We start from the raw sequence: 14916 nt of genomic DNA, 5'->3' as shown, positions 1-14916 counted from the left end.
CTGGTTGGGTGGGCCGATGCCGTCCCTCGTCTCCCCGCCCAAGGCCGTCGCGGGTGACCGCGTCGCCGTGGTCTCACCGTCGTTCGCCGCGCCCGGGTACGCCCCGGCCGTGCACGAGCAGGCCCTTCGGCGGCTCGTCGCCGCGACCGGCCTCGTGCCCGTCGAGTACCCGACCACGCGTCAGGTCGGCGCGTCCTCCCGGGACCGGGCCCGCGACCTCAACGCCGCGTTCGCCGACCCGTCCGTCCGCGCGGTGCTCGCGACGGTCGGCGGGGACGACCAGATCACGGTCGTGCCCCACCTCGACGCCGACGCCGTCCGCGCGGACCCCAAGCCGTTCCTCGGCTACAGCGACAACACCAACCTGCTCGGCTGGCTGTGGCAGCAGGGCGTCGCGGGTTTCTACGGCGGCTCCACCCAGGTGCACCTCGGCCCGGGCCCGGCGATCGACGACGTGCACCTGGCCTCGCTGCGGGCGGCCCTCCTCACCGGCGAGACCCTCACACTGACCGAACCCGGCGAGTCGGAGGACATGGGCCACGACTGGCTGGACCCGCGTGCCCTCACCGAGCACGGCGAGCGTGAGCCCACCGGCCCCTGGACCTGGGCCGGGCCGGCGCGCTCGGTCACGGGGCGCACGTGGGGCGGGTGCCTGGAGGTGCTCGACTGGCTCGCGATGGCGGACCGGTTCCCGCCGACGGCGGCCCTGGAGGGCGCGATCCTGCTGCTCGAGACCAGCGAGGAGCTGCCGTCGGCCGAGACGGTCCGGATGTGGGTGCGCGCGCTCGGCGAGCGGGGCCTGCTCGCGGTCGTCGCGGGCGTGTGCGTCGCGCGTCCGCCCGTGACCGGCGTCGACGTGCGCCTCGACGCCGCGGAGCGGGCACGGCGCCGCGCGGCGCAGCGGGACGCCGTCGTCGAGGAGGTCACCCGCTACAACCCGGGGGCCGTGGTGTGCGTCGGGGTGCCCTTCGGGCACACGCGGCCGCAGTGGATCGTCCCGTACGGCGGGCCGCTGACCCTCGACGGCGTGACCCGCACCGTGACCGCGTCGTACGCCTGACCGCGTCCTACCCCTGACCGCGGCCTACGCCTGACCGCGGGCTCAGTCCGCGCTCGTCGCGTCCCGGCCGCCCAGGCCGGTGAGCGAGCGGCCGTGCGGGTCGGCGTAGCCGCGCGCCACGCCGTCGACGACGACCACGAAGTCGCGGCCGCCCGTGCCCGGCACGAGGTCCGCGGTCATCGGGAGCACCCGGGCGCCCTCGTTGCTGACCCAGTGCCCCGGGAGCGTCCCGACCAGGTCGACGAACGCCGCCCGCGCCCCGGCGTCGAGGTACGCGAGGACGGCGCTGTGGAGCACGACGAGGGTCGCGTCGCGGGGTGCCTCGGCGGCGAGCGCGGGGAGGACGTCGAGCAGGTCGCCCGGCACGACGCGCGGCGGGTCGCGGCGCGCGACGTCCAGCGCGGCGCGCAGCCGGGTGCGGCGCTCGTCGTGCTCGGGCCAGACGAGCGCCTCGAGCCAGGCGCACGCGTCGTCGTCGGACACGTCCACGGGTGCCAGGTCGATGCCGGCGCGCCACGCGACCTGCGGCAGCCGGCGGGGCGCGCGGACCCCGGGGCCGAGCGCGCAGGGCAGCACCACGTCCGCGGGGCCGTCGTCGGGGTCCAGCGCGGTGCCGTCGTCGTAGCGGTAGGAGTACCGGTCGGGCAGCAGGCAGAGCCCCGCGGCGGCCCCGACCTCCAGGAGCGCGAGCGGCTGCGGCAGCTCCGCGAGGAACGGCAGGAGGACGGCGCACCGGTTCGCCTCGTTGGTCTGGGTGGCGCGCGCGAGGACCGTCGCGCGCACCTGCGGCCACTGCCCGAGGAGGGTCGAGCGGAGGTCGTCGTAGTCCCCACGCGCGCCGTGCCACCGGGCGGCGGCGAGGACGAGGTTCGGCTGGCGCTTGCCGCGGGGCAGCGTCGCGATCAGGTCGGCGACCACGGCGTCCTCGGCGACGCCGAGCGCCCAGGCCTCGTAGACGGGCGAGACGCCGCGGGCCTCCCGCTCACCGAACGCGCGGTAGGCGGCGGTGACGGTGGCGGTGCCGAGGTGGGTCGCGGGGTCCATGGACGCAGGATGCCCGCTGACGTGCGCGGGCGTACGGACCGCTCGCCGTCGTCCTCAGGCGTCGAGGACCTGCTCGTAGTGCTCGACGGTCGGGAACGGCTCGTAGAAGTGGTGCAGAAGCCGGCGCCACCGCTCGTACTCGGCCGACCCGCGGAAGCCGACTGTGTGGTCCTCCAGGGAGTCCCACTCCACGAGCAGCAGGTAGGTGCCGGGCCGTTCGAGGCACCGCGACAGCGTCAGGCGGCCGAAGCCCGGCATGCTCGCGATGATCGCCCGGGCCGCGCGGAACGCCTCCTCGAACTCCGTCTCACGTCCGGGTGCGACGGGCAGCAGCGCGTGCTCGAGAACCATCCCGTGATGGTGCCAGCAGGTGCGGCCGTCGTCCCGGTCGAGCGCGCGGGGCCGTCGTGTCATCGTTGCGCCATGACGCGCTCGGACCCTGTGGACATCTCCGCCCTCCTCACAGCCGCCGAGGACGTCTCCCCGGCCGACGCGATCTCCGCGGCGTCCGACGCGCTGGTCCGCACGCTCGGCGTGGAGTCCGCCACGTTCCTGATCGCCGACGCCGCCGGCGACACGCTCATCGACCACGCCGACCCCGACGCGCGGTTCCAGCTCACGGGGACCGACGCGGGCCAGGCCTGGCGGGAGCAGCGCGTCGTGCACGACGGTGACCGGCACGCGTACGCGCCCGTCACCGTGCGCGGCGACGCCCTCGGGGTGCTGGCGGTGGAGCTGTCGGCGCAGGACACGGACGCAGACGCCGACGCACCGGGGGACGGGAACGGTGAGCTCGACCCCGCGACGGCGGAGCACCTCGCCGCCGTGGCCCACGCGTTCGCCTACATCCTGGTCGCCAACCAGCGGCACACCGACAGCTACGAGACGGCCATGCGGTCGGCGGAGTTCACCCTGCCGCGGGAGATCCAGCGCCGGCTGCTGCCGCTCGGATTCGTGTGCGAGGGCGGCTCCTTCACGCTCGCCGGGTGGCTCGAGCCCTCCGCCAGCGCCGCGGGCGACACGTTCGACTACGTCGCGTCGGCCGACCGGCTCATCGCCACCCTCACCGACGCGGTCGGGCACGACCTCAACGCCGCCATGCTGTCGACCCTCGCCGTGAACGCGCTGCGCAACGCGCGCCGGCAGGGCGCGAGCCTCGTCGAGCAGGCGCACGCGGCCAACACGGCGCTCGTCGAGCACGGCGGCCCCGACGGGGGCGACCACGTCACGGGCATCCTCCTGGAGATCGACCTCCGGTCGCCCGGTGGCGGGCACGACGGCGAGGACGACGCCGACGAGCGCGCGGTCGTCCGGGTCATCAACGCGGGCCACCCCGGCGCCCTCCTCCTGCACGACGGCCACGTCACCAGCGTCGTGCCCGCCAACAACCCGCTGCTCGGCTTCCAGCCGCACGAGTACCGCGTGCAGGAGATCGAGATGTACCCGGGGGACCGGCTGCTGCTGATGACCGACGGCATGCTGGAGCGCAGCGCCGCCCACTTCGACCTGCCCGCCGCCCTGCGCGACACCGCCGACCGGCACCCCCGCAACGTGGCGCAGGACATCTCCCGCACCTTCCTGGAGACGGTGGGCGCCGATGTCCAGGACGACGCCGCCCTGCTGCTGCTCGAGTGGCACGGCGGCACGACGCGCCGCCGCACGACGAGCGGGTCCGACAAGCCGCGCTGACGGCGGTCGCGGGCGCGTCACCACGCCCAGGACGAGTCGGCCCGCGGCTCCGGGCACGCGGCCGCGCCCTCGGCGAGGAGCTCGAAGTGCCACACCTCGTTGACGTAGGTCGGGCACAGGCCGAGGTCCGGGCCGTGCTCCTGCAGCCAGTACGCGCCCGCGGTCGGGCCGACGTCGATCGCGAGGCCCTGCACGTGGGCCGACCGCTCCGGCGGCAGCACCCACCGGTACGCCTCGGGCGCGCCGTACTCGTCGACGGCCTCGTCGACGAGCTCCTGCTGCTCCGCGGCCGTGCGCAGCCCCGACGTCAGCGTGAGCGTGACGCCGTCGGCCGCGGCCGCCTCGCGCGCCGCCGCGAGGCGTCGCTCGAGATCGGGGTGCAGGCCGGTCGCCCCGGTGGGCGCTCCCGGCGGCACCACCACGCCGGCGGGAGGTCCGGGCCCGTCGGTGAGCCCGTACGCCAGGCCGGCCCCGCCGGCGAGCAGCAGCGCGAGCACGCCGAGCAGCGGCGATCTGTGGGGGCGGCGGGTGCTCCGCGGGGGACGCGGGTCGGTGGTCGTCGTCATGCGTCCACCGTGGGTCCGGCGGCGCTCGCGGGCGTCGTCCCGTGGGCGCCTCACCGGCCGCCGTGCCCTCATCCTCCGGTGGCCCGGGTCCGCCCGCGGGACGAGCGCACCCGCCGGCTGGGCCGTCCGAGGGTGGATCCCCCGGTCCGCGCCCGCCGTACGTTCGAGGCGTGACCCGCTCCGTGAGCTCCGCGTCACCGTGTGGCCGGTAGCGGCCTCGACATGCCCGTCGCGTCGCCCGGAAGCACACTGGAGGAGTCAACGCGGGGGGACACCATGTGCACAGGAATCAGGTTCTCGGACGGTAGCGGCAACCTCTACCTCGCGCGAAACCTCGACTGGACGAGCGGCTACGGGGAGCGGGTGGTGGTGACTCCCACCGGGTTCGTCCCCACGTCGCCGTTCGGGGCGGTGCCGAGCATCCGGCACGCGACCATCGGCATGGGCATCGTGGAGGAGGGCACACCGCTCTACTTCGACTGTGGCAACGACGCGGGGCTGGCGGTGGCGGGGCTCAACTTCCCCGGCTACGCGTCCTACGCGCCCGGGCCCGTCGACGGCAAGACCAACGTCGCGGCGTACGAGTTCCCGCTCTGGGTCGCCTCGCAGTTCGCGAGCGTCGACGAGGTGCAGGCGGCGCTGAAGGACGTGGCGATCGTCGACAAGCCGATCAACGAGAAGTACCCGAGCTCGCTGCTCCACTGGATCATCGGCGACGCGACGCGCGCCATCGTCGTGGAGCACACGAGCGACGGGATGCACGTCTTCGACGACGACGTCGACGTCCTGGCGAACCAGCCCGGGTTCGCGTGGCACCACGAGAACCTGCGCAACTACCTCAACACCTCGCCGGAGTTCCCCGAGGCGACCGAGCTCGGCCGGGCCAGCCTGACCCCGTTCGGCTCGGGCTCGCACATGCGGGGGGTGCCCGGTGACTACTACTCGCCGTCCCGCTTCGTCCGTGCGGCCTACGTCAACGAGCACTACCCGACGAAGGCCAGCGAGGAGGAGAACGTCAGCCGCGCGTTCCACACGCTGCAGCAGGTCGCGATGGTCGACGGCTGCGCGGCGATGGGCTCCGGCGAGTTCGAGAAGACCATCTACACGGGCCTCTTCTCGTCCAGGACGAACACGTACTACTGGAACACCTACGACGACCCGGCGATCCACAGCGAGAGCCTGGCGGACCACTCGCCCGACGGGACGGAGCTGGTCGTCGTCTGAGGACGGGCGCACGGGGCCGGGAGGCTACGGTGCGCGCATGAGCAATCTGAGCGTCGTCGGTGACCGGGACTCGTGGCGCTGCTGGCTGTGCGACGAGCCGGTGGACCCGGACGCCTCGGTCAACTCCGACCGCGGCCCCAGCGTCGACCTCGGCGCCGTCGCCAAGCCCAAGAAGGGCGCGGCGACCCTGGAGCGGCTCGCCCACCGCGCCTGCAACACCCGCAAGGGCGCGGTCAAGGCGGTCGTGCCGTGGTCGCCCGACCTCTTCGTCGTCGACCCGGCGCCGATCGCCGAGACCGTGGAGCGGCTGCGGCGCAAGGGCGGACGCGAGGTGGTGGCGCGCTGCCCGAGCCGCGCGGACGCCGACCAGGCCGCCGCGTGGCTGGTCGACCGGCTGTCGCGCTTCGCCCCCGACCTGGCCGTCGCGACGCAGGTCGAGCCGGGCGGCGGGCAGTTCCTGCTGGCGCTGCGCACGGCCTGACGCCACGGCGGCGCGTCCGTGGGCGCACGGTCGGCCCGGGCCGCCGTCAGGGCACCGGGATGCGCGACACCGTGAACGGCTCCGGCGTCCCGCCCGCGGCGCGGGTGCCGAACTGACTGTTGACCACCAGCAGGCTGCGGCCGGCCCGGGCGATGGTCGTCGGGTCGTCGAAGGACGGGTCGCTCGTGCGGGACACGACGGTGCCGGAGGCGTACCCCCGGTCGAGGTCCACCGTCACGATCGAGGACTCGTCGCCCAGCCACTCCACCACCTGCAGCCGGCGGCCGTCGAGCAGGAGGCCGTCACCGCTGACCGGCTCCCCGCCGAGGTCGATCGCCTCGACGCTGCGGTCGGTGAGGCCCACGCGGAACAGCGTCGCCGTGCTCGTCTGCGCGAGGACCGCGTGCCGGCCGTCGCGCGAGATCGCGATGCCGTTGACGTTGAAGCCGTCGTTGTACGCCAGTGCCGTCCCGTCGAAGGACACGAAGGGCTCCAGGAGCTCGGTCCCGGTCGTCCGGCGCTCGTGCGCGTCGATCCGGTACAGCGCCGGGCGCACGGAGTCCGTCACGTACACGTCGCCCCGGGGGCTCACCGCGAGGTCGTTCACGAACGCCGGCGTGCCGTCCTGCACGACCTGCCACGACCCGGTCAGCGCACGAGTCCTGAGGTCGTACGCCCACACGCGGCCCGTGGCACCACCGGCGATCAGCAGCGTCCGGCCGTCGACCTTCACGCCGATCGCGGAGGTCCGGCCGTCCTGGCCGCCGAGCAGGAACGGCGTCGCGGTGGGCTCGTCGAGGTCGCCGCGGTAGATCGTGCCGTCGGTCGTGCTGCTGACGAAGAAGTCGTCGCCGCGCACCGCGACGCCCTCCGGGTAGACGTCGTCGGCCGCGGGGCCGGACGGGTCGAGCAGGTACGTCGTGGGGCGGTCGGGGTGGTGGCGGTCGTGCCCGTGCCCCTGCGTGTCGTGCGCGGAGGCCGGCACGGCCGTCAGGAGGGTGAACGCCGCGACGGCGGCGAGGGTGGTCGTGAGGCTGGAGCGCATCGTTGTCCCCTTCGGCGGGGAGCCGTCGGTCTCACCGGGTGCGTCCCCCGCCGTCACCCCATGAGCGCGCGCGTCCGGCGAACGAGAGGACGGCGCGGCCACCCACCCTAGGGAGGAACGGGACGTACCGCCAGGAACTGCGCGACGCCGACCACGGCTCGAGCGGGACGCCGCACCGAAGCCGCCGCCGGACCCGAGCCGTCCTGCGGGTACCGCCTGCATCCTTCGATGCAACGTCCGGGGTTCCACCCTGCGCCCGGCGCGGCACCGGGTCGCGGATTCCTAGCGTCGAGTCACGTCACACCGACCTCGACGAAAGGGAACTCCGATGAGCGTCCTCCCTGCTCAGGCAGACGCACCACCCCGCCGAGGAGGGGTGCTGGACGTCGTCCGGCGCCACCCCCTCCTGTCGTTCGTCGTGCTGGCGATCGCCGGCAGCTGGCTCGCGTGGATCCCGCTGGTCCTCGGGTCCTACGGGCTCGGCGTCTGGGACATCCAGGTCCCCGGCGGGGACGACGGCTGGCAGCTCTTCGCGATGCTGCCGGGCGCGTTCCTCGGACCCATCGGCGCCGCGTTCTTCGTCACCGCCGTCACCGAGGGGCGTGCCGGTGTGCGCGCCTGGCTGAGGCGGCTGACGAAGTGGAAGGTCAACTGGCGCTGGTACGTCGGCATCCTCGTCGGCACCCCTGCCGCCCTGCTGCTGGCGTCGTTCGTCGCCGGGGGCGGTCAGGTCGATGCCGTGCCGATGCAGACCCTGGTCCAGTACCTGCCGTTCCTCGTCATGCAGGTCTTCACGACCGGCCTCGCCGAGGAGCCGGGCTGGCGCGACTTCGCGCTCCCCCGCGCGCAGCGCCGCTTCGGAGCGCTCGTCGCGGCCGTGGGCATCGGCGTCCTGTGGGGCGTCTGGCACCTGCCGCTGTACCTGACCCAGTGGGGCCACTGGGACACCCTCCACTGGCTGCGGCCCGTGGCGTTCATCGCCTTCTGCGTCCTGTTCAACGTCGTCATGACCTGGGTGTTCAACCGGACGGGTCAGAGCCTGCCGATGGCGATGCTGCTGCACGTGAGCATCAACACCTACGCCAGCCTCGTCATCGCGGACATGTTCCCGCTCATCGGGGACGACTACGACAACATCCAGGGCGCGCTGCTGCTGGCTGCGGCCGTCGGAGCGGTCGTCACCCTGGTGGCCACCCGGGGGCGGCTGGGGTACCACCCGGAGCGCGACGAGCAGATCGCCCGCCCCGTGGAGACCACCCGCCCGCTCGAGGCGTCGCCCCTATCGTGACGACCGTGATCGAGCGTCCTGCTCACAGCGGCCGCCGGGCGACGTACGTCGTCCCGGCGGCCTGCTGGCTGCTGTCGGTGGGGCTGCTCGCCGCCTCCGTGGTCCTGAACGACGCGGACCCGTCGGCCGCGCGCGGCGTGCCCGGGTTCGGCGACGTCGCGTGGTGGGCGGCGGTGGCGGTGCTGACGCTGCAGGCGGCGGCGCTCGGCGCCTCGGGTGCGCACCCGCGCGTCGGGCTCCTCGCCGTCGCCGCCGGGGTCCCGGCGCTCATGCCGCTCGGCGAGGCCGTCGGGGTCGGCCTCCTGCCGGTGCTGGTCGCGGCGTACCGGGCCGTCCTGGCACGACCCGCCCGTCGGCTCACCCCGACCCTGGTCGCGGCCGGGGCGCTGGTGGCCGCGGGGGTGGCGGGCTCCGAGGTCGGCAACGGCGCCGGCGGGCTGGCCGTCGTCGTCGCGGGTCTGCTGCAGGGCGTGGCCGCCGTCGGCCTCCCGTTCGTGCTGGCGAGCGTCGTCGCGGCGCGGCAGGACGCCGTGGACGCGCTCGCGCGCACCGCCGAGGCGCAGAGCCGCGAGCGCGACGCGCTCGTGCAGGTCGCCGTCGAGCGGGAGCGGACCGCGATGGCGCGCGAGCTGCACGACATCGCCGCGCACCACCTGTCGGGCATCGCCGTGATGACCGCGGCCATCGGGCGCCAGATCGACGTCGACCCGGACGGTGCCAAGGTCGCGGTCGCGCAGGTGCGCGAGCAGAGCACCGCGATGCTGCGGGACCTGCGCAACCTCGTCGTGCTGCTGCGTGACGTCGACGTGCCGGTGGAGCCCGGCGGGCCGGTGCGCATGGAGACCCTGGCGGGGATCGGGGACCTCGTCGCGCGGGCGCAGGAGGCGGGGCTGGCGGTCTCGCTCACCTCGACGGGCCCGGTGGCGCAGGTCGCGGCGTCCGGGGCCGTCGGCCCGTTGGCGCAGCTCGCGGCGTACCGGGTCGTGCAGGAGGCGCTCGCGAACGCCGCCCGTCACGCGCCCGGTGCGCGCTGCGACGTGCGGCTCGACGCGCACGACGAGGGCCGCGTCGAGGTGGTGGTCCGCAACGGCCCGCCCGGTGCGGGGGAGGCGCCCGCGCACCACGACCCCGGCTACGGTCTGGTCGGGATGCACGAGCGCGCCGAGCTGACCGGCGCCACCCTGCGGTACGGGCCGACGCTCGACGGCGGCTGGCAGGTCACGCTGTCGGTCCCCGCGACCGTCTCCGCGACCGTCTCCGCGACCGTCTCGGCGGCCGTCCCCCCGGCCGCCGACCGTGCGCCGACGACGAGCGAAGGGCAGGACGCATGAGCGAGGTCGCCTCGGCCGTGCGCGTGGTGGTCGCGGACGACCAGCCGCTCGTCCGCATGGGGCTGGCCACGATGCTCGCGACCGAGCCGGGCATCGAGGTCGTCGGGCAGGCGGCCGACGGCGGGACCGCCGTGGAGCTCGCGCACGCGCTGCGGCCCGACGTGGTGTGCATGGACATCCGCATGCCCGGCAAGGACGGCATCACCGCGACGCGGGAGCTGTGCGGTCCCGGCGTCGACGACCCGATCCCCGTCCTGATCCTGACGACGTTCGACGTCGACGAGTACCTGTTCGGCGCGCTGGAGGCCGGCGCGTCGGGCTTCCTGCTCAAGGACGCCGAGCCCGCGACGCTCATCGAGGCCGTCCGGTCGGTCGCCGCGGGGCACGGCATGCTCGCTAACGCGCTGACCCGGCGCGTCCTGCGCGAGGTCGTCACCCGCCGCCGGACGCAGCCCGTGACGGCCGCGCGCGCGAGCGAGCTGCTGACGGCGCGCGAGCTCGACATCGTCCTGCTGCTGGCGCAGGGCATGTCCAACGACGAGATCGCGCGGGAGCTGTTCCTGGAGGTGTCGACCGTGAAGTCGCACCTGGCCCGGGTGATGCCGAAGCTGGGCGTGAAGTCGCGGTTGCAGGCGGTCGTGTGGGCGTACCAGAACGGCGTCGTCGACGTCGGCGGCTGACGTCGGCGGGGGCGCCTCCATCGAAGGATGGAACCCTGCCGGGGCCTCCTTCCGAGGCTCGATGGGCACCCCGCCCGGTTCCTAGGTTCGAGATCGACAGCACGACGCGACCTCGATCCCAGGAGCACATCATGGCCACCCTCACCACGGCTGAGGTGACGGGCACCGCCGTCCGCCTCGTCGACATCCACAAGACCTACCCGGCCCGCGAGCCCGTCCACGCGCTGCGCGGGGTGTCCCTGGAGCTGCTCGCCGGCTCGGTGACCGCCATCGTCGGTCAGTCCGGCTCGGGCAAGTCCACCCTCCTGAACTGCGCGGCGGGGCTCGACACGCCCAGCCGCGGCTCGGTCGTCGTCGGCGGTCACGACCTGACGACGTTGCGCCCCGACGACCTCACCCGGTTCCGTCGCGAGCACGTGGGCTTCGTCTTCCAGTCCTACAACCTCATCGGCCACCTGACGGCACGCGAGAACGTCCGGCTGCCGCTCGTGCTCGCGGGCCGCCAGGTCGACGCGGCGTGGGAGTCGGCGCTGCTGCAGTTCCTCGGCGTGCCGGAGCTGATGGACCGGCTGCCGGGCGAGCTGTCCGGTGGGCAGGCCCAGCGGGTCGCGATCGCCCGTGCGCTGGTCACGCGGCCCGCCGTCGTCTTCGCCGACGAGCCGACGGGCGCGCTGGACTCCCGCACCGGGGCCGCCGTGCTCCAGGTGCTGCGCGACACGGCCGCCGAGCTCGGGCAGACCGTCGTCATCGTCACGCACGACGCCGGGGTCGCGGCCGCCGCCGAGCGCGTGGTCGTCCTCGCGGACGGGCTGGTCGTCGACCAGCTCGAGCGCCCCACCGCCGAGCAGGTCACCGCTCGCCTCCTCACGAAGGGCCGGTGAGCACCATGTGGCAGCTCGCGTCCTCGGGCGTCCGCGCCCACCGCGGGGCCTTCGCCGGCACCGCCGTCGTCCTGGCCGTCGCCGCGGCCGTCCTCGCCGTCACGGGCGTGCTCTTCGAGTCGGGACTGCGCACGCAGTCCGGCGGCGACGCGGCCTCCGGGGGGCTGCTCGTCGCCCTCGCCTCCTCCTACGCCGGCACGCTGATCGTCGTCGTGGTGATGGTCGTCGCGGCGACCGTCAGCCTCGCGCTGCGCAGCCGGCGTCGTGAGTTCGCGCTGCTGCGTGCGGTCGGTGCCACCCCGTCGCAGGTACGGCGCACCGTCACCATCGAGGTCGCGGTGGTGTCGCTCGTCGCCGCCCCGCTGGGGGCGCTCGCGGGCCTGTTCGGCGCCCGGCTCCTCGACCCGCTGCTCGTGCGGGGCGAGATGGTCGCGCCGGACTTCAGCTCGTCCCTGTCGCCGCTGCCCGTCCTCGCCGCCGTCGCGCTCATCGCGGTCACCGCGGTGCCCGTGGGCCGGCTCGGCGCCCGGGAGGCCGCCCGTACCGCACCGACCGCGGCGCTCCAGCAGAGCGCGGTGGAGGACCGGCAGGTCGGGACAGGGCGTCGGCTGACCGCCCTGGCCATGACCCTCGGCGGCCTCGGCGCGGCCTTCTCGCCCCTGTGGGTGCCGGGCGTGATGGGGAGTGCCGCGGCCTCGCTGTCGGCGTTCCTGCTGATCGGCGCCGCGGCGCTCGCCGGCCCTGTCCTCGTCGGCTGGATCTTCGACCGCCTGGCACGGATGCGTCCCGGTGGTCGCCCGGCCACGATGCTCGCCGTCCGCAACGTGCGCGGCTTCTCGCGGCGGCTGACGACCGTGGTCGTCCCCCTCGCACTGGTGGTCGCCGCGGCGACCGTCCAGACGAGCGTGAACCGCGCGATCACGACGGCCGCGCAGCAGGAGTTCGTCGCCGCGGTCACCGCGGACCTCGTCGTGACGCCCACCGAGGGTGCGACGCAGGACCTGACCGCAGAGGTGGCGGAGGTGCCGGGCGTCGCGGCGGCCGTCCCGCTGGGGACCGTCCCGGCGCAGCTGCGCACCGACGCCGAGGGCGGCGCGCTGGGCTGGGAGGCGACCGCGCTGCGCGTCGTCCCGGCCGGCTCGACCGCTCTGGACCCGGACGTCGTCGACGGCTCCCTCACGGGCCTCGACGCGCCTGACACGGTGGCCGTCAGCAGCGACACGGCGTTCACGTCGGGTGCCGGCCTGGGCGAGACGCTCACGCTCCGGCTCGGCGAGGACACGGTCGACGCCACCGTCGTCGCGGTGTTCTCGCGCGGCCTGGGCGTCGCCGGCCTCATCACCGGTCCGGCGACGGCCGAGGCCCACGGGCTGCCCGTGGTGGCCGACACCGTGCTCGTGGACCTCGCCCCCGGTGCGGACGTCGCGGACGTCACCGCGGCGATCACGGCCCTCGGGACGACGGCGGCCGACCCCGAGACCCACGTCGCCACGGCGATGCAGTCGGCCGGCGGCGAGAACGAGATCGGCACCGCGCTGCTCCTCCTGCTGCTCGCCGTCGTGGCGGTCGGTGCGGCGAGCACGCTGGCCATGACCACCGTGGCGCGCCGCGACGAGCTCGCGCTGCTGCACCGCACCGGCACCACCCGCCGCCAGCTCATGGCGATGACCACCGTCGAGGCCGTGATCACGGGACTGACGGCGTGGGTGGTCGGCACCGTCGCGGTGGTGCCGGCGCTGATCGGCGTGAGCGCCGGGGTGCTGAACGGGCCGCCGGTGGTCGACGTGCCGTCGTACGGCGTCGTCAGTGCGGCCGTGGTGGTCTTTGCGCTGGTCGCGACGGCCCTGGCGGCACGCCGGACGACGCGCCTGGCGACGGCCGTCGCGTAGGCGCGGCGCTCGTTCGACGTGCGGTGCGCGTGGACGTCGCCGACAGGGACGAGGGCCTCCGGGCGAGGCGAGTGGTGTCCGACACCACGCGTCGCGGCCGGAGGTCCTTGTCGCCGACGTGGCGAACGCGGTGTGAGCGAGGGCGGCGCCGGGCAGGATGGCGCGGTGCACACCCGCCGACGTGCCGGGAGCCGCAGCGGGTCAGCCCTCGTCGAGGACGTCGGCCGCGAGGGCCTCCAGGTACTCGACCGGCGGCCGCTCCACGGGGTACGTGTCGCCGAACACCTCATCCGTGATCGCCACGGCCTGCGCGGGGGTCGTGATGCCCAGGCGCGCGAAGAGGAGCGCGAGGTCGGGGACGTCGCGCTCGCGGCCCGCGAGCATCTTCATGGCCAGCAGGTGCCGCTCGGAGGAGACCAGGACGTGCAGGCCGGGGACGACCAGCTCGGTCGCGCTCGTGTCGTCCGCGTCCGGGACGTGCCGCGTGACCCGGTCGCTCAGCCAGTCGACAGGCAGGCCGTGGCGGACCGCCACGTCGCGGACCGCCGCCTCCAGCTGTCCGCGGTCGGAGCGGAACACCGCGTCGATGTCGCGCGTGGTGGTGCGCCCGTCGAACAGCAGCGACATGGCGGCGCCGCCCGCGACGTACACCGTCGCCGTCCAGCGCCGCACGTGCAGGTAGGCGCCGACCTCCGTGAGGAGCCGGTGGATGTCCTCGCGCGAGAGCGCCGGGTCCGTCGTCATGCGGTCGTGAAGTTCCGGGCGTCGAACCAGATGCCGAGGCGGGACAGCTCGGGTGGCGTCCGCTGCATGGCGAGGACCGCGCGGGCGCCGCGGCCGCCGGGCCACCACCACGCGGGCAGGGGGTCGCGCACGGTCCATGCCGGCGCCGGGCGGTCGATGAGTCGCAGCCGGTACCGCACGGCGCCGGCGAGCAGCGCGTCCCAGCGGTTGTCGCCGGTGGGACCGGGCGCGGCGAGCATCACGTCGAGACCGTCGAGCGCCGCGTCGAGGTGCGGGACGGATGGACCGGGTCAGGCGCCCCGGACCCGCAACGCAGCCGCCGAACGAGGGGCGCAGCTCGCCACGTAGTGGTCCTCGGCGGCGCGCCACCGAGCGATCCATTCGTCGGTGTTCTCGCCGCGTTCGAGCTGTCGCTGCAGTCGGGTCTCCTCGGGTGTCTCCACCCACACCGCGACATCGACCAGATCGAGGAGCTGCGGCCGCAACGTGTAGACGCCTTCGACGATGACGACGTCGGGCATCGGCATCTCGACCCACCCACCCATCGCCCCGAGCACCCAGTCGTATCGCTGATAGCGCAGCGTCGAGGCACCGCGGCGGGCGGGCTCGAGGACGTCGCTCCGCAGGCGCTGCCAGTCGAAGTAGTGCTGCACACCGTCGGCGGGCGAGAGTGCGGCACGCCTGCGGCTGTCCATGTCGCGGTAGAAGTCGTCGCCCTCGACGACGACTGCGCCGGCGAGAAGAGGGACGACGGCTCGGGCGAACGTGGACTTGCCGGCACCGCTCTGACCGTCGACACCCACCACGAGGGGACGACGATTCACGGCACGGACAAGCGTGACGAGGTCCGCTGCCGCTTCGCGTGTCACACGAGCCCTTCGGTCTGGCGGGGACGCCGCGCGGACGGACCTGACCTGCTGCCGGCTGGCTTGGTAGTCGGACCATCGACGCCGTTCAGTCGAACCATCGTGCATCTCGACACCCGCTGACGGCG

Annotated in this window: 16 protein-coding genes; 9 read left to right on the top strand and 7 right to left on the bottom strand. The window is 74.6% G+C overall.

Annotated features, from left to right (window positions below; translation table 11 throughout):
- The first annotated feature begins 16 nt into the window (after window positions 1–16).
- Window positions 17–1060, top strand: a complete 1044-nt coding sequence (locus E5225_RS15710; protein WP_135972064.1) for a S66 family peptidase — start codon at window positions 17–19, stop codon at window positions 1058–1060.
- Between the two features lie 42 nt (window positions 1061–1102).
- Here the strand turns inward: E5225_RS15710 and E5225_RS15705 are convergent, their stop codons facing one another.
- Together E5225_RS15705 and E5225_RS15700 are read right to left on the bottom strand one after the other, a co-directional pair.
- On the bottom strand, window positions 1103–2104 hold the full coding sequence (locus E5225_RS15705; RefSeq protein ID WP_135972063.1) for a DUF2332 domain-containing protein: 1002 nt from the start codon (window positions 2102–2104) through the stop codon (window positions 1103–1105).
- 54 nt (window positions 2105–2158) lie between these two features.
- Complete coding sequence (locus tag E5225_RS15700) at window positions 2159–2455, bottom strand: antibiotic biosynthesis monooxygenase family protein (protein WP_135972062.1); 297 nt, start codon at window positions 2453–2455, stop codon at window positions 2159–2161.
- Window positions 2456–2527: 72 nt separating this feature from the next.
- On the opposite strand from E5225_RS15700, the gene E5225_RS15695 reads away from it, so the two are divergent.
- A complete protein-coding gene (locus E5225_RS15695) occupies window positions 2528–3793 on the top strand; it encodes a PP2C family protein-serine/threonine phosphatase (protein ID WP_135972061.1) in 1266 nt (421 codons plus the stop codon).
- Between the two features lie 17 nt (window positions 3794–3810).
- Here E5225_RS15695 and E5225_RS15690 read toward each other — a convergent pair whose 3' ends face one another.
- Entirely contained in the window at window positions 3811–4359 is a 549-nt protein-coding gene (locus E5225_RS15690; RefSeq protein WP_135972060.1) for a D-alanyl-D-alanine carboxypeptidase family protein, read from the bottom strand.
- Between the two features lie 276 nt (window positions 4360–4635).
- Between E5225_RS15690 and bsh the strand changes: the two genes are divergently transcribed.
- Together bsh and E5225_RS15680 are read left to right on the top strand one after the other, a co-directional pair.
- On the top strand, window positions 4636–5583 hold the full coding sequence (bsh, locus tag E5225_RS15685; RefSeq protein WP_135972059.1) for a choloylglycine hydrolase: 948 nt from the start codon (window positions 4636–4638) through the stop codon (window positions 5581–5583).
- Between the two features lie 37 nt (window positions 5584–5620).
- Window positions 5621–6064, top strand: coding sequence for a hypothetical protein (locus tag E5225_RS15680; RefSeq protein ID WP_135972058.1), 444 nt, complete (start codon window positions 5621–5623; stop codon window positions 6062–6064).
- Window positions 6065–6110: 46 nt separating this feature from the next.
- Here the strand turns inward: E5225_RS15680 and E5225_RS15675 are convergent, their stop codons facing one another.
- A complete protein-coding gene (locus E5225_RS15675) occupies window positions 6111–7109 on the bottom strand; it encodes an SMP-30/gluconolactonase/LRE family protein (RefSeq protein ID WP_135972057.1) in 999 nt (332 codons plus the stop codon).
- A gap of 376 nt (window positions 7110–7485) precedes the next feature.
- Between E5225_RS15675 and E5225_RS15670 the strand changes: the two genes are divergently transcribed.
- The 5 genes from E5225_RS15670 (at window position 7486) to E5225_RS15650 (ending at window position 13178) form a co-directional block, all read left to right on the top strand.
- The gene (locus E5225_RS15670) at window positions 7486–8397 is read left to right on the top strand and encodes a CPBP family intramembrane glutamic endopeptidase (RefSeq protein ID WP_243738055.1); all 912 of its coding nucleotides are present in this window, start codon (window positions 7486–7488) and stop codon (window positions 8395–8397) included.
- 5 nt (window positions 8398–8402) lie between these two features.
- Complete coding sequence (locus E5225_RS15665; protein WP_135972055.1) at window positions 8403–9728, top strand: sensor histidine kinase; 1326 nt, start codon at window positions 8403–8405, stop codon at window positions 9726–9728.
- Window positions 9725–10408: a response regulator gene (locus E5225_RS15660; RefSeq protein WP_135972054.1), complete on the top strand. Its 684-nt coding sequence runs from the start codon at window positions 9725–9727 to the stop codon at window positions 10406–10408. Before E5225_RS15665 ends, E5225_RS15660 begins: the two co-directional genes overlap by 4 nt.
- 131 nt (window positions 10409–10539) lie before the next feature.
- Window positions 10540–11289, top strand: coding sequence for an ABC transporter ATP-binding protein (locus E5225_RS15655; RefSeq protein ID WP_135972053.1), 750 nt, complete (start codon window positions 10540–10542; stop codon window positions 11287–11289).
- A gap of 5 nt (window positions 11290–11294) precedes the next feature.
- Entirely contained in the window at window positions 11295–13178 is a 1884-nt protein-coding gene (locus tag E5225_RS15650) for an FtsX-like permease family protein (RefSeq protein ID WP_243738068.1), read from the top strand.
- A gap of 201 nt (window positions 13179–13379) precedes the next feature.
- Here the strand turns inward: E5225_RS15650 and E5225_RS15645 are convergent, their stop codons facing one another.
- From E5225_RS15645 to E5225_RS15635, 3 genes are read right to left on the bottom strand one after another with little or no spacing between them, the layout of a single operon-like run.
- Entirely contained in the window at window positions 13380–13922 is a 543-nt protein-coding gene (locus tag E5225_RS15645) for a hypothetical protein (protein ID WP_135972051.1), read from the bottom strand.
- Window positions 13919–14164 carry a hypothetical protein gene (locus E5225_RS15640; protein WP_135972050.1) on the bottom strand — a complete coding sequence of 82 codons (246 nt, stop codon included), beginning with the start codon at window positions 14162–14164 and terminating at the stop codon, window positions 13919–13921. Before E5225_RS15640 ends, E5225_RS15645 begins: the two co-directional genes overlap by 4 nt.
- Window positions 14165–14212: 48 nt before the next feature.
- Window positions 14213–14728 (bottom strand): uridine kinase family protein, encoded by a 516-nt coding sequence (locus tag E5225_RS15635; RefSeq protein ID WP_166435867.1) that lies wholly within the window; start codon window positions 14726–14728, stop codon window positions 14213–14215.
- Window positions 14729–14916: the final 188 nt, after the last annotated feature.

Origin of the sequence: Cellulomonas shaoxiangyii (assembly GCF_004798685.1) — a bacterium.
GTDB lineage: Bacteria > Actinomycetota > Actinomycetes > Actinomycetales > Cellulomonadaceae > Cellulomonas > Cellulomonas shaoxiangyii.
Note: the sequence above shows the minus strand (reverse complement) of the source record. Positions and strands in the feature narration are given on the sequence as shown.